We start from the raw sequence: 24289 nt of genomic DNA on the forward strand, positions 1-24289 counted from the left end.
TTATCTTTCCCTGCGACCCAAGCGCATTCTTTGTTTCGGTCAGGGTTGTAGTAGTTGCCTGAGACACTGCTATACTGACACCCATACACGCAATGAGCCGGCCATCACCGGGGAGCGTTTCGGAAGAACAGTCCAGCAATAAATGGGCCCAGTAGAACCGAACGGTTTGGCACCGTTACAAAGCCGTATTAAATAAGCGGGCTATCGCGTGAAACCGCATGGTTCTTGTTCGCAAGAACCGTCGTAAAGCGTGATGCCAAGCGGGGTGGTACCGCGCGAGACTCCTTTTCAGTGTCACCAGTAACAACGCTGAAGGGGCTAGGCACGCGTCCCCGTGGTGAGTATTAATGATGTTCGACCACGGAAGTGACGTAAAAACGGTGTCTAATTCGAACGATGTAAATGCCTCTGCTGAGGCCACTCCGGCAGGCGGCGCGTATCCGCGCACTGCTGACTTTGGTAAGTACACGTCGAGCCCGAAGTTCCCGGAGCTGGAGGAAAAGGTTCTGGAGTACTGGGGTAAGGACAGCACTTTCCAGGCCTCTATTGATCAGCGCGATGGGGCGGACGAATACGTCTTTTATGATGGCCCGCCGTTTGCCAACGGTCTACCGCACTACGGTCACCTGCTGACCGGTTACGTCAAGGACATCGTTCCGCGTTACAAGACCATGCGTGGTTACCAGGTTGGCCGTGTCTTTGGCTGGGACTGCCATGGTCTGCCGGCTGAGCTGGAGGCAGAGAAGCAGCTCGGTATTAAGGACAAGGGCCAGATTGAGGAAATGGGTCTGGCTAACTTCAACAAGTACTGCGCCGAGTCGGTGCTGCGGTATGCGGGCGAGTGGAAGGAATATGTCACTCGTCAAGCTCGTTGGGTTGACTTTGACGGCGGATACAAGACCATGGACATGAGTTACATGGAGTCCGTGATTTGGGCCTTCAAGGAGCTCTATAACAAGGGCCTGGTCTACCAGGGGTTCCGCGTGCTGCCGTACTCCTGGGCAGAGCACACCCCGCTATCCAACCAGGAGACCCGCCTGGATGACTCCTACAAGATGCGGCAGGACCCGACCCTGACCGTGACCTTCCCGTTCACCGGCGCCAAGGCCGGCTCTGCAGCGGAGAAGACGCTGGCGGACAACCCGGTGCTCGCTGACACTGCGGCTATCGCTTGGACCACCACGCCGTGGACGCTGCCGTCCAACCTTGGCCTGGCCGTGAACCCGAAGGTCACCTATGCCGTAGTTAAGGTCGGAGGGGATTCCTCCGTGCCGGAGTTTGCAGGTAAGACCTTCCTGCTGGCAGAGGCGCTGATTGGTGCCTATGCCAAGGAATTGGGCAAGGAACACGAGGTCGTGGCTACGTTCGCTGGTGCTGACCTGGAAGGTCTGACCTACCAGCCGATCTTCGAGTACTTCGCAGATCACCCGAACGCCTTCCAGATTATGGTGGCCGACTATGTCACCACCGAGGACGGTACTGGTGTGGTCCATCAGGCACCGGCATTCGGTGAAGACGATATGAACACCTGTAATGAATACGGCATCGATGTCATCATTCCGGTGGACATGGACGGTAAGTTCACTTCCCAGGTGCCGGAGTACCAGGGCAAGTTGGTCTTCGACGCTAACAAGGACATCATCCGTGACCTGAAGGCCGCTGGCCGCGTCGTCCAGCACCGCACCATCGAGCACTCCTACCCGCACTCCTGGCGTTCGGGCGAGCCGCTAATCTACATGGCACTGCCAAGCTGGTTCGTGTCCGTTACCAAGATCCGCGAGCGCATGGTGGAGCTCAACCACAACGAGATTGAGTGGATGCCGGAGCACGTGCGCGACGGTCAGTTCGGCAAGTGGCTCGAGGGGGCACGTGACTGGAATATCTCCCGTACCCGCTACTGGGGTTCGCCTATTCCGGTGTGGGTTTCCGACAACGACGAGTACCCGCGTGTCGACGTCTACGGTTCCCTCGATGAGCTGGAGGCGGACTTCGGCGTTCGCCCGACCACACTGCACCGCCCGGAGATTGACGAACTGGTGCGCCCGAACCCGGACGACCCGACCGGCAAGTCCATGATGCGCCGCGTCCCGGACGTCCTGGATGTCTGGTTCGACTCCGGTTCCATGCCGTTTGCGCAGTTCCACTACCCGTTCGAGAACAAGGAGTGGTTCGAGTCCCACGCACCGGCCGACTTCATTGTGGAGTACATCGGCCAGTCCCGCGGCTGGTTCTACCTGCTTCACGTCCTGTCGGTTGCACTGTTTGACCGCCCGGCGTTCAAGAAGGTCGTCGCCCACGGCATCGTGCTGGGTGATGACGGCAACAAGATGAGTAAGTCCAAGCGCAACTACCCGGATGTCAACGAGGTCTTCGACCGCGACGGCTCCGACGCCATGCGCTGGTTCCTCATGTCCAGCCCGATTCTGCGCGGTGGCAATCTGATCGTCACCGAGCAGGGTATTCGCGAGGGCGTGCGCCAGGCGCTTCTGCCAATGTGGAACGCATACTCGTTCCTGCAGCTCTACGCCTCCAAGCCGGCCGAGTGGTCGGTGGACTCCGACAACATCCTGGACAAGTACATCCTGGCCAAGCTTGCAGCAACTGTCCGTGCTGTCACTGAGTGCCTGGACAACACCGACATTGCTGCTGCCACCGATGAGGTCCGTCAGTTCTGTGACGCACTGACCAACTGGTACGTGCGCCGCTCCCGCGACCGCTTCTGGGCCGGCGATGTCAAGCACCCAGAGGCATTCAACACCCTATACACGGTGCTGGAGGTTCTCACCCGCGTGGCTGCTCCGCTGCTGCCGATGGCCACCGAGGTCATCTGGCGCTCGCTCACTGGCGGCCGCTCGGTGCACCTGGAGGATTGGCCGGACGTCGACAAGCTGCCGACCGATGACGAACTCGTTGAGTCCATGGACATTGTCCGCAATGTCTGCTCGGCAACATCGCGCATCCGCAAGGCCAACCAGCTGCGAAACCGCCTGCCGCTGAAGAAGCTAACCCTGGCATTCCCGGATGCCGAACGTCTGCGTGATTACGCCGACATCGTTTCCTCCGAGGTCAACGTCGACAAGGTGGAGTTCACCTCCGACGTGGACTCGGTGGGACGTTTCGAGGTCTCCGTCAACGCTCGCGTGGCCGGTCCACGCCTGGGCAAGGACGTTCAGAAGGTCATTAAGGCTGTGAAGTCCGGCAACTACGAGGTTGTCGACGGCGCCGTTGTCGCCGATGGTATTCCGCTGCAGGAGGGCGAGTACACCCGCAATCTGGTCGCGATCTCGCCGGATTCCACCGCTGAGGTCGACGGCGTCAATGGCCTGGTCGTGCTTGACACCGAGCTCGACGAGGACCTGGAGTCCCGTGGCTGGGCTGCTGACCGTATCCGCGGTCTCCAGGACGCCCGCAAGAACGCTGGCCTCGAGGTCACCGACCGTATCTCGGTGAAGCTGCAGGTCCCGTCCGAGCGTGAAGAGTGGGCAAACCGCCACGCTGACCTCATCGCCCGGGAAGTTCTTGCCACCGCTTTCGAGGTCGTCGCTGGCGGAGAGTCACTGAGCTACGACGTGGCGGACGGCTGCTCGGCGGATATTGCCAAGCAGTAGGGGAGAGTAATCTCAATGCCGACTTCCGGGCGGTGGGTTCTGCACATCGACATGGACGCGTTCTTCGCGTCCGTCGAGCAGCTCACCCGCCCGACTCTGCGCGGGCGACCGGTTCTCGTCGGCGGATTGGGCGGTCGAGGTGTGGTCGCCGGTGCCTCCTATGAGGCTCGCGCGTACGGTGCGCACTCGGCTATGCCGATGGCTCGCGCGCGTCGGCTCATGCCACCGAACGCAGTGACGGTCAGCGGACGCAAGGGTATCTACGGGCCTGTGTCGCGCCGAGTGTTTTCTGTAATTCGCGAGCGCGTGCCCGTGGTGGAGCAGCTCAGCGTCGATGAGGCCTTTATGGAGCCCGAGGAGCTGCAAGGTGCCTCGATAGAGAAGGTAATTGCCTGGGCGGAGCAACTGCGGGCAGATATTCGGCGGGAGACCGGCTTGGCCTCGTCGATAGGCGCGGGCGCGGGCAAGCAGTTCGCGAAAATTGCTTCCGGCCTGGCGAAACCCGATGGCGTGTACGTGCTGGACCCCGCACGCAATCACGAGCTACTACACCCATTGCCGGTAGAGAAGCTCTGGGGCATTGGCCCTGTCACCGCTGCAAAACTGCACACTCTGGGCGTGGACACGATTGGTGATTTTGCCGCGATGTCTCAGCGCGATGTCGAGGTTTCGCTGACATCCAAAACTGGTGTGATGCTGTGGCAGCTGGCGCAGGGGACAGATGACCGGCCGGTTAAGGAACGCGATGTCGCCAAGTCTGTATCGGCCGAGTACACCTATCCCGAGGATTTGGGGTCGCAGGCCCAGCTCCACGCCGCCATCGATCGCGCAGGCGAGTCCGCTTTTCGACGGCTCAAAAAAGATGGCCGTGGTGCCCGCACCATCACTTGCAAGGTGCGTCTGTCCGACTTGAGCATCCATACCCGATCTGAGACGCTCGCCTACGCCACACAGGACTTCGACACCCTCATGGCTGTCGCTCACCGAATCGCGTTCACACCCGCGGAGGTTGGCCCAGTGCGACTGGTGGGCGTCGGTTTCTCCGGGCTGGATTCGCACATACAAGAAGTCCTGTTTCCTGAGCTCGACCGCGCTATCACCGTCGAAGATCGAGTACCAGCACCTGCGCTTTCCGACGCTCCCGCCGGCCTGGTAGAGCTATCTGGAACCGGTGCGTTGCCGACCGTTCGGCTTTCCGACTCCAAGTGGGCACCTACCTCGGATGTGCACCACAGCGAGCATGGCCATGGTTGGGTACAGGGTTCGGGGCATGGGATTGTGACTGTCCGCTTTGAAAGCCGCACCAGTGGCCCCGGCCGCATGATCACGCTGAAGGAGGACGACCCGGAGCTGCGTCCGTGCTCAGCGGTGTGCAGTTTGGACTGGCCAGAGTGGCTGGCTTCCGACGAAGCAGCAGCTCTTGACTTGCCGCAGCCTGAGCGTGAAAGTGAAGACGATCTCGGTCCCGATGCGGATGCTTGATGCGGCTGCCTGACATGGCCGTTATCCTCGGTGCCGTTCGCGGCGCTCTGTTTATGCGCTGACCGTAAACTGGGCCACTATGACTACCGAATCCCGTATTGCAGAGCTCGAGGCAGCTCGCCGCGCCTCGTTGCGCAACACCGATCGAGACCCGAATCCGACGACCACACTTCCCGACGACGGTCTGGATAACCGCCAGCGCATGCTGAACGGTCAGTGGTATATCGCCAATCATCCGGAATCGCAGGCTCTGAACGCGCGAATTGGCCAGGTGGCCGCGGAATTTGAAGTCGCATTCCGCGAAGACCAGCAGGCAGCACAGCAAGTGCTAGCACCGGCACTGGGGTCTTTCGGAGAGAGCAGCACCGTTCGCCCGCCGGTCTACCTGGACTACGGCGATAACATCCATATCGGTGACAACGTTTTCATTAACTTTGGGCTCACCGCACTCGACGTGGTGAAGGTGACAATCTGCGACTACGCGCAGCTCGGGCCCAATGTGCAGCTGCTTCCACCAGTACACCCACTGGGAGCTGAGGCCCGCGCCGCTTATCTAGAGTCTGGAGATGAAATCATCATAGGGCGCAATGCCTGGATCGGTGGTGGAGCCATCATCCTGGGCGGTGTACACGTCGGCGACAACTCCGTGGTCGCCGCGGGCGCCGTGGTGACAAAGGACGTTCCCGCGGGCGTAGTCGTGGCTGGAAATCCGGCGAAAATCATCCGCATCATCGAGGCGTGAACTAGAACAGCGTCTGCGGATGCACATTCGCAGCCAGCGCGGCAGCGAGAATGATGCGCGCCTGCGGTGCATGCACGCAACCAGCGCTAATCACACCGTGCCGAGCCAGCGTCGCACCGCCACCGGCACCACCGTAGGCGGCGTGGACATCGCCACGCGGGACGCGCGTCGCCATCACGACGGTCACATCAGCGGCAATGGTCCGGTCAATGGCGGCGGCAAACGCATCGGAGACATTGCCCGACCCCAGGCCTTCTACGACAATGCCGCGGGCACCGGCGGCGACGGCCGAATCCAGCTGTGATCCATCTGCACCTAAGTAGGCGGGGATAATCTCTACCTTCGAGCCCGCCAAGGCGGTCAGCGGTAGCGGATCTGGACGAACCGGCTCCTCCGGGGCATTAGTGGCAAAAGCCAAAGGATCGGTCGTGTGCCACTTTGTCGCACCTCGCACCGGCAAGACCGCGTGGCCAAAGACAATGAGAACGCCAATTCCCTGTGCAGAGGCATCGGAGGCAATGGTCACGGCCTCAAAGAGGTTCCCCGGTCCGTCGGTTTCCGGGTGATCATAGGGAAGCTGTGCCCCAGTAAAGACAACTGGACGCGAGTCAGCATGGAAAACATCGGCAGCCATCGCCGTTTCTTCCATCGTGTCCGTGCCATGAGTTACGACGACACCGTCCACGGAGTCGTCGTCAAGCACTTCGTGAATAGTGGCGAGAATACGATCGACATCGTTGAGTGTGAGACTCGACGAGTCCAACATGCCGAGCTCACGAACTTCCAGCTCTAACATGCCCTCGGGGTAACGCTGCGCGACCGCTGCGACGAGCTCCGCACCCGAGATGGTCGGGGTTAGTGCACCGCTGCGATCCGTGGTGCAGGCGATGGTGCCGCCGGTGGTGATGACAACGATTCGGCGAGGGGAGGCTGTGCTAGACGAGGCCGAGCTAGCAGAGGCCGAGCTAGATGGCGAGTGATCCTGAGTCGACATGTCCACCATCTTACCCAGGCGATGTTTTGGCCTTGTGTAGGATTATGGATGGTGTGAAGCCAGCGAATCTTCATGCAGATTTTATTGGAGTAGTGCACATATGAAAGTCCCCTGCAACCAGCGCGTTAGCGGAATGCGTTGGCGCACAGCGCGTGGTGTGACAGTAGCGGCGATGGTCTCGGTCAGCGCACTTGGGCTCGTTGCCTGCGGTGGTGGCAATACTGCAGCGCCGACGACTGAATCGAAGACATCCAGCTCGGCGGAACCCGTCATCATGCTGCCGACGCGCGCAGAGCTTAACGACGTCCTCGCACGCCTCATCAACCCCGATCTACCTATTGAGGAAAAGGCGCTGACCATCGAGGACGGCGATACTGCCGGCGATTTCTTCGACATTGTCACCCACAGTGCCAATGAGCAGGAAATCAGCTTTGATGTCATTGACCCGGTCACGCCTGGATTTACTACTAAGCAGGCCGTAGCCGGTGTCAATATCCTCCGTCCGGAGGAAGATCCGATGCTCGTGGAGCAGGTGGACTTTATCCACCGGGATGGCCGTTGGATGCTGAGCAAGGAATGGGCCTGCAACCTGGCATCGACACTTAATCCGGAGCACAAGCCTGGGTTCTGCCTCGCGCCCGGCGAGACTCCTCCGCCGCCGCCTGAGCCAGAAGAGGAAGAGACCCCGGTTGAAGAGGCTCCAGCACCGGTCGAGGAGCCAGCTCCGGCTGCAGAGCCCGAAGCACCGGAGCCCGAAGCGCCGGTCGAGGAAGTGCCGCCACCGCCGCCTCCCGCGCCTGAACCACCGGCTGAAGAGGCTCCGCCACCGCCACCGCCAGCTCCGGCTGAGGATGCACCGCCTCCGCCACCACCGGCTTAGGTGGCGTCGGGCCAGGCATCACAGCCTAGTCCGGTCGGGTGCACTGGCCACACAAAAGAAAGTGTCTAGGTTTATGACAGTTCCGCCCATTTTTGGGCAGAAAAGTGACATAAACCTAGACACTTTCTCGTCTTCTAACCTTGCGGTGGTACGAGCTAATCTTCTGGGCTACTTCCTCGAGCCGTCGCCGTCCTTAAACTCCAGCCCGCGATGCGTCTGCTGAGTGATGCGCACATCGGAGTTGCCGTCGCCGTAGGTCACGGAGGTAACAAAATCGATGTTGCCCTTCACCGGAAGGGGCTTGGTCAGGTCGATGGTGACGCGGTCGGCAAGCATGTCAGTCGTGGCCTCGACAACCTTCAGTGCACCCTCGCCGCCAGTGTCCAACTCCGTAACGGTCGGCACCTGCTTGACATCGACCTTCAAATTAACAATGTCTCCCGCACGGCTGAGCAGGGTATAGGTCACCTTCTGCGTCATCTTGGTCTGGCCTTCGACCTCGCTTTCGACCGTCCAGGTCGCATCCTTTCCGATGTCCTCGGAGGGGAAGACGATAGGTACGGAATGCAGCTGCTGCAGCGCCATCTCCACACCAGCGCGAGCGGTGTCGGTGGCCTTCTCCGGCGCTCCCAGCTTGAGTTCCTTGACCTCACCTGTGGCCGTTGTTGACGAATCAGAGATAAATCCCTGCGCGGTAGCGATATCCTCATTCAGCTCATCGTTGGAGCCGTGGGGTTTACCCACCTCTGACGTCACCGCACGAGTATCGTTATCACTGGTAACAGTGCTGGTCAGGGGGATTTCCAGGCGGGTGTCTGGGAAAGTCTGGTCGCTATCGGCGTTTCCGCCACGCTGTGCGAAGCCCTGTGTCACCGCCGCGGTCGACTCCTGCTCTGCACCGTCGTCCTTCCAGCGCACACTCGCCAGCTCACCGCTGCCAGCACTGGTCAATTCGATCTTGGGTTGTGCAACGTCCACGGGTTGTGTTTCCACCGAGCTTTCCGACGAGCACGCGGCCAGTGACACCACAGTAGTAGCGGCAACAACTGCGGTGCCGACCCTTGCCAGCAGGCCACGCTTGGTGTGACCAGCTCGGTCGCTGTGGCTAGGTCGACGGAACCACGAGGGGGTTGTGTCTCCTGTGCGTCGTAAAGCGGAGGAGGCCGGAACAAACTGAGATTGGAAACGTCGAGTCACACCGGTTAGCGTACCGGTTTCTTGGCGGATAGGAACCACCCGGGCGGTGTCAGTTGGCTGAATATGGGTTTGTTAGGCCATTATGGGACAGTGACTAAGAAGGAAACGAGGACATATTTCCCGCGGCGGGGGATTCTCGCCGCGGTTATTGTGTCAGTTGCGATTATTGATCAGCTGACCAAGATTATCGCTTTGAAGACTCTCGATGGCCGTCCTGCGGTGCAGGTGCTTGGCGATCTCTTCGAGTTGCGGCTCGTTTTTAACCCCGGTGCAGCCTTCTCCTTTGGCACGAACGCCACCTGGGTTTTTACCACGTTGCAGCTGGTTTACATCCTGGCTGTGATGTGCTGTTCCCATTGGCTGCGCAGTCCTATATCGGCGACTGCGGCGGGGCTTATTGCTGGTGGCGCGCTGGGCAACCTCATCGATAGGCTATTTCGGGAGCCCGGTTTCTATGTCGGCCACGTTGTCGATTTCCTGTCGGTGAAGGGTTTTGCCGTATTTAATATCGCGGACTCCGCGATTACTGTGGGCGTTATTATCCTCGTTATCTGGATGGTTTTTTCCAAGGAGCCGGATCTCTTCGCTGATCAGATTGCAGCGGAGAAGAAATCTGCTCAGAAGAATCAGAAGCAGTTGGCGGAGGGAGGACAGCAGTGAACGACAATGCACTAAATAGCGGTGCAGCACTCGGGGGAGCGCACCAGCCCGACCGAGAAACCCGGCAGATGCCCGTTCCACCGGGCTTAGCCGGAATGCGGGTAGATGCCGGTGTGGCTAAGTTGCTGGGGCTCTCGCGCACAGCGGTGGCTGATTTGGCAGCGGCTGGGGACATCACGGTTGATGGTGTGAGCGTTGGCAAGTCTGACCGCTTGGAAGAAAACGCTTTCCTCTCCGTGTTGTTACCGCCGGTGGAAAAGCCATTGGTTCCCAAAGAGGAACTCGTCGAGGGCATGGACGTGCTCTACCACGACTCCGATTTGGTAGCTGTTCACAAGCCTGTTGGCGTGGCTGCGCATCCGTCGGTCGGTTGGGAAGGTCCAACGGTTATCGGCGGGCTGGCGGCTGCTGGTTTCCGCATTTCTACCTCCGGTCCGCCCGAGCGAAAAGGTATCGTGCATCGCTTGGATGTTGGCACCTCTGGCGTGATGGTTGTCGCCTGCTCAGAGCGGGGCTACTCCGTGCTCAAGCGGGCGTTCAAAAACCGTGAGGTGTCGAAGACCTATCACGCTCTGGTTCAGGGGCATCCGGATCCGCTGTCGGGGACAATTGATGCTCCGATTGGCCGTCATCCTTCGGCGGGGTGGCGCTTTGCCGTCCGTCAGGATGGCAAAAATGCTGTGACGCACTACGAAACGCTTGAGGCCTTCGCCCCAGCAACGCTGTTGAAGGTGAATCTAGAAACTGGGCGCACGCACCAGATTCGTGTGCACTTCTCTGCGCTGAATCACCCATGTTGTGGCGATCCCATGTACGGTTCCGATCCGGCATTGGCCCAGCGGCTTGGGCTCAACCGCCAGTGGCTTCATGCTGTTTCGCTTGGTTTCCACCATCCGGCAGATGGTCGCTGGATGGAAATCGAATGTCCATACCCAGATGATTTGAACCACGCATTGGAAGTTTTGAGGCAGGGCGCATGACGCAGACTCCATTGGGATCCAAGAATCGAGCGCGCCCCGAAACTCGTGCGAAAAGCACCGGTGACGGCAGTATTTCGCCAGTGATGGCACTAATCTCAGGTTTCTGTGTTGTCGTATTGGTGATTGTTTTAGCAGTCGCTTCGACATCCGATCGCGTGAGCAAGCCGCAGAATATCAACGGCGATGCGCTCGGTCCAGACCCGTGGGAAGCAACCGAGCAGTACGTAGAGCGTGCCGACGAGTCCCTCGAGAATATGAAGAAGGAAGACTACCAGCTAAAGAACGGCCAGCCAGTCGTGGAGGACCCGAAGTTCTGGGCGATGGTGACTTTTGACCGGCTGCTCGATGCGCAAGAAGCGGCACAGGTCTATGAAAAAGAGCCCTCTCTGCGAGTATCGACTGCAATCATCGGTGGCGTGAGTACCCGGTATTTGCCGCAGCCGAGCAAAACGGCGAGTGAAGAAAAGCTGCTGCAAGATCAACTGGAGTTAGCGGCTGCCTACGCAGACGTCGCGATTGACGACGAACGGCTCGGCTTCAACGGTTTACTGGTCTATGGAGACGCTGAGGCGTTGATGAATGTCAAGAAACTGCCTGCTGTTAAAGCAGTCGAGGCGCTGCCATCAGATGCGGCACGCGGCCGTTTTGGTATCCGACCGGTGCTGAGTTCCGGTTTCACGGATAAAGATCCGCTTTTTGCGCCGGGGCTGAGCCAGAACTAATAGAAGCCAGAACTAAGTGCCCAAATCCAAAAGACTAGGGTGAAGCGGCTAGAACTCTGCCGTCAGTACGCCGCCAGTACGCAGTCAGTTTCAACGAGAACGAAAAGGAGTCAGTCAACAGTGATTCAGGCATTCGGTGCGTACCTTTTGTGGGCGCTGTTTCCGCTCTACTTTCCGCTGCTGGAGCCGGCGGGGGCCGTGGAGATTTTGGCGCATCGATTCGTCTGGACGCTTGTCTTTATGGCCATTGCCCTCAGCTTCATGCGCGCATGGCCAGAGCTGAAGGCCGCGAGCGCCAAGACGTGGGGCACTATTTTTATTGCCGCACTGTTGATCTCCGTCAACTGGGGCGTGTACGTCTACCTGGTCAACAATGGGCAGGTGGCGGAGGCCGCACTCGGCTACTTCATTAACCCGCTGGTCAGCGTTTTGTTGGCGATGATTTTCTTCCGTGAAAGCATCTCGCGGTTGCAGCTCGGCAGTGTCATCTTGGCAACCATTGCGGTCATTGTTCTCACTATCGGTGTGGGACATCCGCCGTTGGGTGCGCTGGCGCTGGCGTTCAGTTTCGGTTTTTACGGACTAATGAAGAAGCGGGTATCGCTTTCCTCGGCAGCGTCGCTGACGGCCGAGTCCGCTGTAATCACACCGATCGCGCTGGCCTACATCTTCTGGTTGAGCTCCAACGGGCAGAGCACCTTTACCTCCGAAGGAACCGGCCACACGCTGCTCATGATGAGCGCCGGTGTTGCTACCGCCATTCCGTTGCTGCTCTTCGGCGAAGGTGCCAAGCGCCTGCCACTAGCCACCTTGGGCCTGATGCAGTACATCACGCCGGTTCTCCAGATCACTTTGGCAGTCACCGTGCTCGGCGAGGAGCTCGAGCCGGAGCGCTGGATTGGCTTCTTCATCATCTGGGGTGCCGTCGCGCTGTTCATCTGCGACCTCATCCTGAAGATGCGCCGTCAGCGTCGGGTACGCCGGGAACTCCGCAAGGCTGGCATTGAACCGGCCACGGTTCCCGACGATGCCGCCGACCAGACGGATGGGGCGGTTACCCGGGACGTCGTAAAGCCTGGAGATAACTAGCAGAAAAGGTCGCGTAGGTGCTCGTTGAGGAAGATTCCCTGCGGGTCGACCTTTTCGCGTAACGCCTGGACCTCGCCGAACAGCGGGTAGCGCTGCGAAAAATCCTCCGCGCGGAGCGTGTGCAATTTGCCCCAGTGCGGGCGACCTTCGTGGGCCTTGAAAATCGGCTCAATGAGGTTGAAGTACTCTCGGTAGTTTTCCTTCCAGTAGCGGTGGATGGCGATGTAGGCACTGTCGCGGCCGTACGCAGTTGACAGGGCCACATCATCGGCTTTTGCGGAGCGCACCTCGATGGGGAAGGAGATTTTCATCCTCTTGCGGGCAATCGCGTCGCGGATTTCTCCGAGGACATCGGAAGCGGCCTCGAGCGGGACGGAGTACTCCATCTCGGAGAAACGAACGCGGCGCGGCGAGACAAAGACCTTGTGCGCCTCGTTGGAGTAGCGGCGCTCGGGCACTGTGTTGGTGGCAATCCGGTTGATGGTATCGGTCGTAGCGGGAATGGCTTTGGCAATCTCGCAGCACGCCAAGAGTCCCATGTTGTTGACGACTTCGTCGTTAAGATACGTGCGCGCGCTGCCCAGGCGCTGCTTCAGGCTATTGCGGCTCGGGCGGCGGTGGCGCTGCGGTTCGATGCGAGTATTGTGCTTGACCAGCGTCTCGCGCTGTCCCGGGAACCAGAAAAACTCCAGGTGGTCAGCTTCTTTGCAACGCTCGGCGAAGCTCTTGCGCAGGGAATCAAACTCTTCGCGGTGTTCGTCGGCGTGCAGATCAAACGCCGGTACGACGGACATCGTGACCTCCGTAAGCACGCCGAAGACACCCAGCCCCAGCCGTCCGAGGCGGTAGAGCTCGCCGTCGATTCCCTCAGCGTCCGGATGGCAGTGCCTGACGACGCCATCCGCGGTGACAATCTTGAATCCCTTAACGGTGCCTGCGAAGCCGGTGAACCCAAGCCCGGTGCCGTGCGTGCCAGTAGAGATAGCGCCGGCCAGCGACTGCGGATCGACATCGCCCTGGTTGGGAAGGGCCCAACCGAGTGGGCGCAGAATACCTGGAGTATCGCGCAGACGAGTGCCGGCACGCAGGGTGGCGGTCTGGTTGGCGGCGTCGAGTTCGACCAGACCAGAGCAGCGGTCGAGTTGAACGCGGTGCCCATCGGTGGTGGCCACGGAAGTAAAAGAATGACCGGCCCCCAGCGGGCGCACCGTAGTTCCTTCGGTCTTCGCTGCCTTAATTACCGAGATGACGCCCTCGTCATCGTGCGGCTGATGCATATAGGACGGGGTGCACGATTGCGTGTGAGCCCAATTGTTCCAATGAGACTTGGCAGCAGCTTTCGCCTGCGCACGCCGACGTACGCGTGGTACGCGGGACTCAACTGTAGAGACTGTGAAGCGGGCGTTGTTGCGTGAATTGCTCATGTGAAGATCAATCCCTTTCCTCGGTACGTGGGCCAGTGGGCGATGATGGCGCCATCTCGAACTGCAATGGCTTCTTGTGTGTGTTCGGCTATTTCGCCGGCCTTGGCGTGGCGGAACCACACGGGATCTCCCAGCGAAATTGCATCGGCGGTCTTGCCGAGCAACGGAGTCTGCACCTCACCGGGGCCTTCCTCTGCCGCGTAGCGCAGGCCAGTGGGGTACCAGGGGGTTGGCAACCGATCATCTCCCGCCGGCCCAGAGGCAATTCGGCCACCGCCGGACACCGTGATCACGCCTTTCTTAGGGCGTCGCGTCGCCGGCAACACAAACCAGGACGCCGGGCGCAGATTGAATGCGCGATAGTTATCGAACAGTGTTGGTGCCAGGAATCCCGACCCCGCCGCTGCCTCGGTTACTGCGGCTTCGGCGCACGTCGACTCCAACGACCCCGTACCACCGCCGTTGACAAACTCCAGGGGTCCCGCCACTTTCTCGACTGCAGCGACAACCTTCGCGCGGCGCTTTGCCAACTCCTTCTTTGAGACGGCCTGCATCATTCGAATTGCTCGTGCACGCAGGGAGTTTCCGGCATCGCCCACTCCGGCAATGTGCCCCTCATACATCATGATTCCCGCCAGCTGTAGCTCCGGACGGGCAATGATCTGCTTGGCAAACGCCGCTGCCTGCTTCGGCGAGAACAAGCTGGAGCGCAGTGTACCGATATGCACGCCGGGCAGAGGGCGAAAGGACGCATCGACGTCCATGCACACGCGGATTGGCGCATTTTCGCTTGCCGACGGCGCCAGCACCTCCAGATGTTCGGGACGGTCAACCATTACGCAGATGGCGGCGCGCGCTGCATCATCGTCGGCAAGCTCTGAGATAGCGCGGGCGTCAAGTGTTGGGTAGGCGACGACGATGTCGTCGCTAATTCCTTCTCGGAATAGGTACAGCGCCTCTGCCAGCGAATATGCCAGCACGCCCTGGAAACCGGGGAAGGCCAGGACGTGCGAAATAAGCTGTGGAATGCGAATCGATTTCGAGGCCACGCGGATAGGCATACCGTTTGCGCGGCGGAGCATATCGCGGGCATTGGCTTCGACCGCCGCGAGGTCGACGACGACTGCAGGAAAGGAAGTGCAGTTAAGCAGCGTGTCGGTAGCTAGCGGCGGGCGGGCTGTCTGGGGCATCTGCGGCGGCAGCGCCTCAGGCAGGTGAGACATCGATGTCGGAGCCGGGCGGGATGTGCCCGAGGACTCCGGGGCAGAAGCTCGAGAAAGTTTCATGCCCTAAAACGTAATCATTGGAAACCTGTACTGTCTTTGATTTTGAAAAGAAAGTCAGAATTTCCCAGGCCTGTGCTTTTTAGACCAGCCAGCTGTAGCGGGCTGCATCCATGTTGGAGGTGATGACATCGCCATCGATGAGGTAGCCGGCGGCGACGGGGCGGCGGTCGATGGTGGCAAGAACCTCGTCAAGCTCGGGCTTGGGGAAGTAGGTGAAGTGGCCATCGGAAAGTGGTGCGAACACTGTGTTGCTCCTTCGATTCTTGGCTTTGGATTAACGGGAAAGGCTAACGGACGAGAGGAAATATGAGGACGTCCTCAAAAACCGTGATGTCGAGTATTGTCGACTGGTTTTGGAAATTAAAGGATAGGAAGGGGTGATGTTGCACACGTCTGTAGCTATAACTGTGCAGACATAAGGGGGCTGCTTCATTTTGAGTGTTCGAAGGAATCGTGTTCAATCCGGGGGATTGTCTACAATCTGGACTCATGGCTAACTCCTCCTTCGTGCACCTCCACAATCACACCGAGTATTCCATGCTCGACGGTATGGCGAAGATTGATTTGCTTGCCGACGAGGTTGCGCGACAGGGAATGCCTGCGGTCGGTGTCACCGACCACGGCAATATGTTTGGCTCAAATGCTTTCTATCGGCAGATGAAGTCCAAGGGCGTCAAGCCGATCATCGGCATTGAGGCCTATATGGCGCCGGAGAGTCGCTTCAACAAAAAGCGCATTCAGTGGGGTGAGCCGCATCAGCGTCGAGATGACGTCTCGGGTCGCGGTTCCTACTTGCACCAGACCATGTTGGCAGCGAATGCGCAGGGTCTGCGGAACCTGTTCTACCTGTCGTCGATGGCGTCGTATGAGGGACAAATTAGTAAGTACCCGCGAATGGATGCGGAGTTGGTGGCGGAACGCGCCGAGGGCATTATCGCAACCACTGGGTGTCCGTCGGGTGATGTGCAGACGCGTCTGCGCCTGGGGCAGTTCGACGAGGCTCTGCAGGCTGCCGGTATGTGGCAGGACATCTACGGCAAGGAAAACTACTTCCTTGAACTGATGGATCACGGGCTGGATATTGAGACCCGTGTGCGCAGTGAGCTACTGGAGATTGGCCGGAAGCTGAACTTGCCGCCACTGGTTACGAATGACTGCCACTACGTTACCCGTGACCAGGCCAAGGCTCACGAGGCCATGCTCTGTGTGCAGACGGGCAAGACGCTCAATGACCCGGACCGGTTTAAGTTCGACGGTGATGGCTACTTTATTAAGTCCGCCGAAGAAATGCGCGCGACCTGGGATCATCTAGTTCCGGGTGCCTGCGATAACACGCTGCTCATCGCGGAACGCGTCGAGGACTACGACGAGCTGTGGGAAGAGCACCCGCACGACCGCATGCCGAAGGCGGACGTTCCGGAAGGGGAAACGCCGACGACATGGCTGCACCACAACGTGATGGAGGGGCTGCGCAAGCGCTTTGAGGGCCGCGAGGTACCGGAGGAGTACATCCGGCGCGCGGAGTACGAAATTGAGGTTATTGACGGTAAGGGCTACCCGTCGTACTTCCTTATCGTCGCGGAGCTGATTCGGCATGCCCGTGAGGTAGGAATCAAGGTTGGTCCGGGGCGTGGTTCCGCTGCCGGTTCTCTGGTTGCATACGCGACGTGGATCACCAATATCGACCCGATTGAGCACGGCCTTCTCTTCGAGCGATTCCTGAACCCAGAGCGTCCGTCCGCGCCGGATATCGATATCGACTTCGATGACCGCCGCCGCGATGAAATGATTCGCTACGCGGCCGATCGCTGGGGCGAAGACAAGGTAGCGCAGGTGGTCACCTTCGGTACGGTGAAGACCAAGCAGGCTCTGAAGGACTCGGCGCGTGTGCAGTTCGGTCAGCCGGGTTACCAGATTGCAGACCGCATTACTAAGGCGCTGCCACCTGCGATTATGGCTAAGGACATTCCGCTGAGCGGTATTGTCGACCCGGAGCACCCACGCTACGGCGAGGCCGCCGAGGTCCGACAGCTTATTGAAACCGATCCGGATGTGGCTCGAATTTACGAGACGGCTCGTGGTCTCGAAGGCGTCGTTAGGCAGACCGGCGTGCACGCCTGTGCCGTGGTGATGGCGTCGGTGCCACTTTTGGATCACATCCCCATGTGGAAGCGACAGGCTGACGGCGCGATCATCACTGGCTGGGACTATCCGGCGTGTGAGGCTATCGGTCTGTTGAAGATGGACTTCCTAGGTCTTCGAAACCTGACGGTTATCGGTGACTGTATTGAGCACATCAAGTCCAACCGAGGCGAGACAGTTCTGCTCGATGACCTTCAGACCGATGATCCGAAGGTCTATGAGCTGCTGTCGCGCGGCGACACCCTCGGTGTGTTCCAGCTCGATGGTGGCGGCATGCGTGAGCTGCTCAAGCGCATGCAGCCAACGGGCTTTGACGACATCGTGGCTTCGCTGGCGCTGTACCGTCCGGGACCGATGGGTGTGAACGCGCACTTTGACTACGCGGATATTAAGAATGGTCGCAAGCCTTATAACGCCATCCACGCGGAACTGGATGAGCAGCTGAAGGAAATCCTGGAAGAAACACACGGCCTGATCGTGTACCAGGAGCAGATCATGAAAATCTCGCAAAAGCTGGCGAATTACACCGCGGGCCAAGCAGATGGTTTCCGTAAGGCCATGGGTAAGAAGAAGCCCGAGGTGCTGGCCAAGGAGTTCGTGAACTTCGAAGGCGGCATGTTGGAAAATGGTTTTTCCAAGGATGCTGTCCAGAAGCTGTGGGATATTATTCTGCCCTTCGCCTCGTACGCGTTTAACAAGTCTCACGCGGCGGGCTACGGCCTGGTGTCCTATTGGACCGCGTACTTGAAGGCCAACTACACCGCTGAGTACATGGCGGCGCTGTTGACCTCGGTGGCGGATGATAAGAACAAGCTGGCTATTTATCTGTCGGACTGTCGCCACCTTGGCATTAAGGTGCTGCCGCCGGATGTCAATGAGTCGGGTATGGATTTCGAGCCGGTCGGTGAAGATATTCGCTTCGGCCTCGGCGCTATCCGCAACGTTGGCCATGATGTGGTCGCGTCGATTGTGAAGACGCGCGAGGAGAAGGGCAAGTTCACGTCCTTCTCGGACTACCTGGACAAGATTGAAACGCTGCCATGTAACAAGCGCATCACCGAGTCGCTGATTAAGGCTGGCGCTTTCGACTCGCTTGGGCACCCACGAAAGGGCCTTGCGCTCATTCACGAAGAAGCCATTGACTCGGTGCTGTCGACCAAGAAGGCTGCAGACAAGGGACAGTTCGACCTGTTTGCTGGCTTTGGTGGCGAAGAGGACACCGGTTCGGAGAGCATCTTTGAAATCCGTGTGCCGGATGAAAAGTGGGATCGCAAGCACGAGCTGACCCTGGAACGAGAAATGCTGGGCCTCTATGTCTCCGGTCATCCACTCGATGGGTTCGAAGAATCGCTGGCCGCACAGACCGATACCGCTTTGACCACGGTCGTCGGTGGGGAGGTCGCTAACAACACCGAAATCACTATTGGTGGCATTGTCTCCAGCGTTGACCGCCGCGTGAATAAGAACGGTCAGCCCTGGGCGATTATCGGTATTGAGGACCACAACGGCGCGCGCGTGGAAGTCATGGCTTTTGCTCGTACATACGCGATGATTGCCACCAGCATTGCTGAAGACGCCATCGTGCTTATTCGTGCTCGTGTTCAGTACCGCGATGACCGCATGAGTGTGGTCTGTGATGACCTGAAGCTGCCGGATCTCGGCCGCAATGGCTCCACGTCGGCGCCGCTGCGTCTGACCATGCGCACTGATCAGTGCACACCGGAGATGATTGCCAAGCTGAAGTCAGTCCTGTTGGACAATCCCGGCGACTCGGACGTCTACCTCAAGCTTGTCGACGGTGATTCCCACACCACTTTGGTTCTCGGCGAGCACTTGCGGGTCGACCGGGACGCCAGCTTGATTGGTGATCTGAAGGCGACGATTGGGGCCAGCATTTTGGGGTAGCTCATCGCGGCCCTGATTGTCGCAACCGATTGTATGACCGAGTAGAGTCATAGCTCATGAGTGAGAATTCTGTGCCTGCTTCCCAGACCGAACGCCGACTTGTCCACGCGGCCGATATTCAGATTGCGCAGGCACGAATTTCTTCGGTTATTGCGGCCACTCCGCTGCAGTTCAGCCCACGTCTTTCCGAAATCACCGGCGCTAAGGTATTCCTCAAGCGGGAAGACCTCCAGGACGTGCGCTCGTACAAGATTCGCGGTGCCTACAACGCCATGGTTCAGGTCACCGACGAAGAGCGGGCAGCAGGCGTCGTTGCGGCATCTGCAGGAAACCACGCTCAAGGCGTGGCATATGCCTGCCGTCAGCTGGGTATTAAGGGGCGCATCTATGTGCCCAATGCCACGCCGAAGCAGAAGCGCGACCGTATCGCTTACCACGGCCGCGATGCCGTTGAAATTGTCGTTGTCGGAGACTCCTTCGATGAGGCCGCCGCTGCTGCTCGTGCCGACGCACAGCGCACTGGTGCCACCATGGTGGAGCCATTCGACTCTTTCAACACCATCGTCGGACAAGGCACTGTCGCAGCTGAAATCATTGCGCAGCTCTCCGGTCAGGGGTTGACTCTGGATACCATCTGCGTACCGGTCGGCGGCGGTGGCCTGCTCAGCGGTGTCACCTCTTACCTGTCGGATATGTCGCCGAACACCCAGGTCATGGGCGTGGAACCTGCGGGCGCGGCCTGCATGCGCGCAGCCCTGGAGAACAACGGCCCGATTACGTTGGGGCACACCGATCCGTTCGTCGACGGCGCCGCGGTGGCCCGCTTTGGTGACCTACCCTGGCACATCCTGGAGGCCAACCGCAACCGCGTTCATCCGATGATTGCGCCGGAAGGTGCCGTCTGTGAGGCCCAGTTGGATCTCTACCAGAACGAAGGGATTATCGCGGAGCCCGCCGGTGCGCTGTCTGTGGCAGCTCTGGAGCAGATGCAGTTTGAGCCGGACGAGGTTGTTGTCTGCATCATCTCGGGTGGCAACAACGACGTGCTGCGCTATGCCGAGATCATGGAGCGCTCGCTGGTCTACCGCGGCCTCAAGCACTACTTCCTGGTGAACTTCCCGCAGAAGCCCGGCCAGCTGCGTATGTTCCTCAGCGATGTTCTCGGACCGGATGACGACATCTCGCAGTTCGAGTATCTCAAGCGCAACAACCGCGAAACTGGTGCGGCCCTCGTCGGTATTGAGCTACGTCATGCCTCTGACCTCGATGAATTGCTCGCACGCATGGATGCCTCGCCGCTGAAGTGTCGCCGACTAGTGCCCGGCACACCAGAGTATGACTTTTTGACCTAGACTTGCTGGGTCCAGCTGGGAAACTTCCGAGGGAGTCCTCCCAGGTCCATTAATTAAATGAATCTTTTCGAGCAAGCTTTGTAGCGAAAGGGAGCGTCCACCCACAATGACTGGGGCAAGCAGTGTCGACCAGGGTGTCCGAGTGGAAAATACCGTGATTGTCGAAATGTGGCTGGCTGCCGCAGAGCAGGATCTGGCCACCCGGATTCCAGGGCTGCTGGAATCTGCCACACAGGCCAAAGTTGAGCCATTGTTTGTCTGGTCAGGGCTGTCGATGGACGAGGTTGAGCGTATCGACCGCTTCTTGGGAACGCTCCTGGCCCATCATCTGGCTGGTGGTACCGCTGCCGATATTGATGCTGCGAAGAGCGTCGTTGACAATCACCCGCTGGTCACCCTTGCCTCGCTGGTAGGGCGCGCCGCGCGTGTTGCGTCGGCAAGCGAAATGTGGCTGGACTGGCCGGCGGCTCTGCAGCTGGATCCAGACGCTGACACTACCGGCGCGCTCATCTCGCACCTCGCCGCCGCTGTGCCGACGATGCTGACAAATGCCGGTTTGCCTAACGACGTCGACAGCGACCAGGCCGATTCGGATGAGCTGCAGCAAGCGGCACAGGTGCTTCTGCTGCACGCGGGTGTGCAGCTATCGGTGATGCCACTGATTATCGAGCGCTGCGAGGAACTTGCCGGGGTAGCGGAGCTGACCAATCCTTCGGCCAATGACCTGGTACAGGCGTTGTCGAAGGTACATCCGCTGCTCGAAGGGCTGCTGACCGAAATAGCAGAGGCCGAAGATGGTGTCTATCCGCTGGCGCTGCGTCAGTTGGCCAGGACGGCACCTCGTCAGGCGCACAAGTTGTTTAAGGCAACCCTCGGCTACGCCATTGCCACCGCCGCTGATCCGGCCAACTGGGAGGCTCGGGAAGAACTCGGTCAGCTCGATGCGGGCCTTCCGCCCATGCTGGTGGCCGCTGCACGTGAAGAGCTGCGTATGCGCCCGGCGGGTACTGCGAATCGTCGTGAAGCCGTGGGCGTGGTGGCAACGACCGGACGCCCGCAGCTGTACTTCGATGAGCTGACGCAGACCGTTGGCGTACAGCTACCGACGCCGCTGGATCCGGCGGGGCGGACCTGGCGTGTCACCTTCGGCGGCACGGTAGCAACGACCCCGGTGGTGGGCCTGCAGGATTCGCTGCCGCGTCCAGTGGTGACCATCGATGAGCCGGTGCGCGATGTGCTGGTGGAAATCGGCGATGAGAAGCACTGGCGAGTTCCGGCGATTAGCACTGAGGACCCGATTCTCATTTTCGGTGCCGACGGTCAGTCGGTCACAGACAAGGTCTCGCTACACTCGACGTCCGCTACGGTGGTCTACCCGGTTGATGCCACACTCGTTGACCCCGTCACGGGTGCTGAGGTGCCATTGCTATCGGACCCGCGCCCATTTAACTGGAAGCTGTGGCAAGTCGCTGAGATCGATCTTCGCGATGTTCATGCAGTTCAGGTTCGTCGGTCCGGGGCGGCGGGCGAGGTTCGGTCAGCGTCACCGCAGCGTCAACCGCGAATGACCATGCCCCACGCGCGTCTCGACGGCACCGTGTCTGCCTACGGCACCCCGGTTTACGCCGGTGGTCCGGTCGCTGTGTTCCCGCCGACGCTGTCCGGTAAGGACGAGTCCTGGCGCGCCATCGTCACCGATTTTGGCGGCTATGGTGCGTTTACCACGGATTCCGTCATGGTCTATGACCTTGACGTACCCGCCGCGGGTGGCGAGGTTGAGATCCTTACCGATGACGATTATCCGTGGGTCGGCGAGTTCGTGGTTCGCCTGGTCAATCCGCGTGGCCGCAGCTTCCAGAAGCACTTCGCCATTGCGGAGCAGGCAGACCTTACGATCACTTACAGCGGTGGTGGTGACGGCTTCCGCATCCCAACCGTCGACGGTCTGAGCCCCGCTGACATCCGCGTTGTCTCCGGCGAAAAGCCGCTTAATGCCGAGCCCGCTATCGTGCGCCTCGGGGCGGACGAAGTCACCGGTGCCGTCGAGCTTTCCACCGACGAGGGCGCATGGCTGCAGTTGCAGGTCACGCCAGGCACGCTGCAGTTTGAGGTTCCGCTTGCCGACGAATCCGTCGCCCGCCGCACCACTACATTGGTCACTCGTCCCAAGCGTGTCGATGCCTTCGGCAAGATTGTCGTCAATGCTCCGGGTGAGTTGCGCCATGCGCATGTTGCAGTTTCCAGCGGTGAGCGCGACATCTGCCGCGTCCCCATCAAGCGATTCGGCGATACTGGCTACGCGGAGTTCGGCAAGTTCGCTGACCGTATCTCCCTGCTGAAGGCTCTGCGCATCAGTTTGGACTGGACACGTGTGACGGGACGTAAGCGCCTGTCTGTACCGCTGGTGGAGGCTTCCTCCCGCAATGCCATCCGCCAGATTGCCTTCAATGATGAAGCCACTGACATCATCGAGGTTGATGTCGCGGACGATGTTTCGCACTTGCCGATGACTCTGTGGCTCTGGGCTGCCGGTCAGCCGTGGCGTGAACCCGTCGCTCTGGAAGTCGTGGAGGCTGAATGCGAGCTTCCCGACGAGCTCCGCGGCCTTGGCCCATTTGTCGCGCAGGTGACTCTCGGTGTGGAGAAGGAACGCCACCCGCAGTGGCCGGCGGCCGGGTCGACCATTCTGCATCACGTCGATGATGCCGAGGCTGTTGACCTCGATGGCGAGGACACCGATCCCGTTGCTCGCGCGCAGGAACTGTGGGGCGAGCTAAATCAGGATCAGCTCGCACGTTTGTGGACGCTGCTGGCGACCTTGCGCGCTGGTCGTGCAACCGACATGGCGCAGGCGAATCCGCTGCTGGCCGCACCTAGGTTGGGTGCAATCCTGTGTGCTGAACCCCGCGCAGGTCTGGCTGCGTTGAACCGTTCAGTCATTGCGCTCGACGATCAGCCGGGTATGTTTATCGCCTCCGGACTCGTGCTGGGAGACTTCAGTGCCACCAAGCCGGTGCCGGGGCGTCGCCGTGTGCCGTGGCTCGGTGCATTGGCAGCATTGGCGGATCTCACTGATGAGAGCGTGGACCGTTCTCGTCAGCTGGATTACCTGCGCACAACTGGTGGCCAGGGACTGCTGGACATTGCTGCCAGCGGCCAGGACACCACTCTGGAGTCCGCCACTATCGACCAGAGCTCGGTGCAGATTACCTCGCTGCCGGAAGCACAGGCCAGTGCTATTTTGTCGCAGGTCTTTGATCCGTACCGCATGGTCCCGGGTCCGCTGACCGACGATGACGCTCGCTTCACAGCAATCTACGAAGTGGTACGCAATCGTGCTGAGATTGTGGAATCCGGTGTGATGACCCAGCTTGCCGCCGCCTCTCGGGTGTTGTTCAAGACGGTGTCGAAGGCATCACCGCGACTGCGCAAGGCGGTCAATGTGCGCTTCCACAAGCTCGACGGCATCGATGCGGATGACCCTTCGCTGCACTGGACTCTGGTGCCAGGCACTTCGCTACTTATTGCAGTGGCTGCTCGCGTATTGGCTCGTACTCAGGCTGAGAACTCTGATGCCAGTGTCGCCGCTGTCCGTGAGCTGATTCCGATGTGGGCTCAGCTGGCGGACCTGGTTCCGACTTTGGTGATGAGCGATATTCTCATCGCCGATGCGTTGGTGGCTCACGTCCTCCACGGTGATGTCACCGAGCTGCCGTGGCCAGCACCCGAGACGGGTGCTGATGTCGAAGCTGATGCTGACGCTGCGGCCGACGCTGCGGCCGACGCGGATCCTGAAGGCACGGCTGACGCGGAGGACTAGCCTGTC

At 59.8% G+C, this 24289-nt stretch carries 16 protein-coding genes; 11 read left to right on the forward strand and 5 right to left on the reverse strand.

What is annotated here, in order from left to right:
• Positions 1-347 precede the first annotated feature (347 nt).
• From ileS to I6J19_RS06885, 3 genes are all read left to right on the forward strand, one after another.
• The gene (gene ileS, locus I6J19_RS06875; RefSeq protein WP_038625786.1) at positions 348-3608 is read left to right on the forward strand and encodes an isoleucine--tRNA ligase; all 3261 of its coding nucleotides are present in this window, start codon (positions 348-350) and stop codon (positions 3606-3608) included.
• A gap of 15 nt (positions 3609-3623) precedes the next feature.
• Entirely contained in the window at positions 3624-5090 is a 1467-nt protein-coding gene (locus I6J19_RS06880; protein WP_038625783.1) for a DNA polymerase IV, read from the forward strand.
• 79 nt (positions 5091-5169) lie between these two features.
• Positions 5170-5832, forward strand: coding sequence for a sugar O-acetyltransferase (locus tag I6J19_RS06885; RefSeq protein WP_081913943.1), 663 nt, complete (start codon positions 5170-5172; stop codon positions 5830-5832).
• A 1-nt stretch (position 5833) separates the two neighbouring features.
• Here I6J19_RS06885 and I6J19_RS06890 read toward each other — a convergent pair whose 3' ends face one another.
• Positions 5834-6835 (reverse strand): asparaginase, encoded by a 1002-nt coding sequence (locus I6J19_RS06890; protein WP_038625781.1) that lies wholly within the window; start codon positions 6833-6835, stop codon positions 5834-5836.
• A gap of 91 nt (positions 6836-6926) precedes the next feature.
• Between I6J19_RS06890 and I6J19_RS06895 the strand changes: the two genes are divergently transcribed.
• A complete protein-coding gene (locus I6J19_RS06895; RefSeq protein WP_038625779.1) occupies positions 6927-7706 on the forward strand; it encodes a WKL family lipoprotein in 780 nt (259 codons plus the stop codon).
• Between the two features lie 168 nt (positions 7707-7874).
• On the opposite strand, the gene I6J19_RS06900 is transcribed toward I6J19_RS06895, so the two are convergent.
• Positions 7875-8903 (reverse strand): hypothetical protein, encoded by a 1029-nt coding sequence (locus I6J19_RS06900; protein WP_224786584.1) that lies wholly within the window; start codon positions 8901-8903, stop codon positions 7875-7877.
• Positions 8904-8993: 90 nt separating this feature from the next.
• Here I6J19_RS06900 and lspA point away from each other — a divergent pair, with 90 nt between their 5' ends.
• From lspA to rarD, 4 genes are all read left to right on the forward strand, one after another.
• Positions 8994-9563 (forward strand): signal peptidase II, encoded by a 570-nt coding sequence (lspA, locus tag I6J19_RS06905; RefSeq protein ID WP_038625775.1) that lies wholly within the window; start codon positions 8994-8996, stop codon positions 9561-9563.
• A 68-nt stretch (positions 9564-9631) separates the two neighbouring features.
• Positions 9632-10543: an RluA family pseudouridine synthase gene (locus tag I6J19_RS06910; RefSeq protein ID WP_038629067.1), complete on the forward strand. Its 912-nt coding sequence runs from the start codon at positions 9632-9634 to the stop codon at positions 10541-10543.
• Positions 10540-11265, forward strand: coding sequence for a hypothetical protein (locus I6J19_RS06915; protein WP_038625766.1), 726 nt, complete (start codon positions 10540-10542; stop codon positions 11263-11265). Before I6J19_RS06910 ends, I6J19_RS06915 begins: the two co-directional genes overlap by 4 nt.
• Positions 11266-11385: 120 nt before the next feature.
• Positions 11386-12354: an EamA family transporter RarD gene (gene rarD / locus I6J19_RS06920; RefSeq protein WP_038625764.1), complete on the forward strand. Its 969-nt coding sequence runs from the start codon at positions 11386-11388 to the stop codon at positions 12352-12354.
• Here rarD and I6J19_RS06925 read toward each other — a convergent pair.
• The 3 genes from I6J19_RS06925 to I6J19_RS06935 all read right to left on the reverse strand — a co-directional run bounded on the left by I6J19_RS06925 (position 12351) and on the right by I6J19_RS06935 (position 15308).
• On the reverse strand, positions 12351-13778 hold the full coding sequence (locus I6J19_RS06925; RefSeq protein WP_038625763.1) for a D-arabinono-1,4-lactone oxidase: 1428 nt from the start codon (positions 13776-13778) through the stop codon (positions 12351-12353). The genes rarD and I6J19_RS06925 overlap by 4 nt on opposite strands.
• Complete coding sequence (locus tag I6J19_RS06930) at positions 13775-15064, reverse strand: alanine racemase (protein ID WP_038625762.1); 1290 nt, start codon at positions 15062-15064, stop codon at positions 13775-13777. Before I6J19_RS06930 ends, I6J19_RS06925 begins: the two co-directional genes overlap by 4 nt.
• A 79-nt stretch (positions 15065-15143) precedes the next feature.
• Positions 15144-15308: a hypothetical protein gene (locus tag I6J19_RS06935; RefSeq protein ID WP_016422979.1), complete on the reverse strand. Its 165-nt coding sequence runs from the start codon at positions 15306-15308 to the stop codon at positions 15144-15146.
• Between the two features lie 245 nt (positions 15309-15553).
• On the opposite strand from I6J19_RS06935, the gene dnaE reads away from it, so the two are divergent.
• The 3 genes from dnaE (at position 15554) to I6J19_RS06950 (ending at position 24283) form a co-directional block, all read left to right on the forward strand.
• Entirely contained in the window at positions 15554-19111 is a 3558-nt protein-coding gene (gene dnaE, locus I6J19_RS06940) for a DNA polymerase III subunit alpha (RefSeq protein ID WP_038625760.1), read from the forward strand.
• 56 nt (positions 19112-19167) lie between these two features.
• Positions 19168-20463 (forward strand): threonine ammonia-lyase IlvA, encoded by a 1296-nt coding sequence (gene ilvA / locus I6J19_RS06945; protein WP_038625758.1) that lies wholly within the window; start codon positions 19168-19170, stop codon positions 20461-20463.
• Positions 20464-20569: 106 nt separating this feature from the next.
• Positions 20570-24283, forward strand: a complete 3714-nt coding sequence (locus I6J19_RS06950) for a hypothetical protein (protein WP_049182117.1) — start codon at positions 20570-20572, stop codon at positions 24281-24283.
• The last annotated feature ends 6 nt before the right edge of the window (positions 24284-24289 follow it).

The sequence above is a fragment of the Corynebacterium amycolatum genome, assembly GCF_016889425.1.
Taxonomy (GTDB): Bacteria; Actinomycetota; Actinomycetes; order Mycobacteriales; family Mycobacteriaceae; genus Corynebacterium; species Corynebacterium amycolatum.

Bases quoted from the DNA above. Each gene is read 5' to 3' on its own strand.
- ileS (WP_038625786.1), top strand. From the start codon at position 348: ATGATGTTCGACCACGGAAGTGACGTAAAAACGGTGTCTAATTCGAAC.
- I6J19_RS06880 (WP_038625783.1), top strand. From the start codon at position 3,624: ATGCCGACTTCCGGGCGGTGGGTTCTGCACATCGACATGGACGCGTTC.
- I6J19_RS06885 (WP_081913943.1), top strand. From the start codon at position 5,170: ATGACTACCGAATCCCGTATTGCAGAGCTCGAGGCAGCTCGCCGCGCC.
- I6J19_RS06890 (WP_038625781.1), bottom strand. From the start codon at position 6,835: ATGGTGGACATGTCGACTCAGGATCACTCGCCATCTAGCTCGGCCTCT.
- I6J19_RS06895 (WP_038625779.1), top strand. From the start codon at position 6,927: ATGAAAGTCCCCTGCAACCAGCGCGTTAGCGGAATGCGTTGGCGCACA.
- I6J19_RS06910 (WP_038629067.1), top strand. From the start codon at position 9,632: ATGCCCGTTCCACCGGGCTTAGCCGGAATGCGGGTAGATGCCGGTGTG.
- I6J19_RS06915 (WP_038625766.1), top strand. From the start codon at position 10,540: ATGACGCAGACTCCATTGGGATCCAAGAATCGAGCGCGCCCCGAAACT.
- I6J19_RS06925 (WP_038625763.1), bottom strand. From the start codon at position 13,778: ATGAGCAATTCACGCAACAACGCCCGCTTCACAGTCTCTACAGTTGAG.
- I6J19_RS06930 (WP_038625762.1), bottom strand. From the start codon at position 15,064: ATGAAACTTTCTCGAGCTTCTGCCCCGGAGTCCTCGGGCACATCCCGC.
- dnaE (WP_038625760.1), top strand. From the start codon at position 15,554: ATGGCTAACTCCTCCTTCGTGCACCTCCACAATCACACCGAGTATTCC.
- ilvA (WP_038625758.1), top strand. From the start codon at position 19,168: ATGAGTGAGAATTCTGTGCCTGCTTCCCAGACCGAACGCCGACTTGTC.
- I6J19_RS06950 (WP_049182117.1), top strand. From the start codon at position 20,570: ATGACTGGGGCAAGCAGTGTCGACCAGGGTGTCCGAGTGGAAAATACC.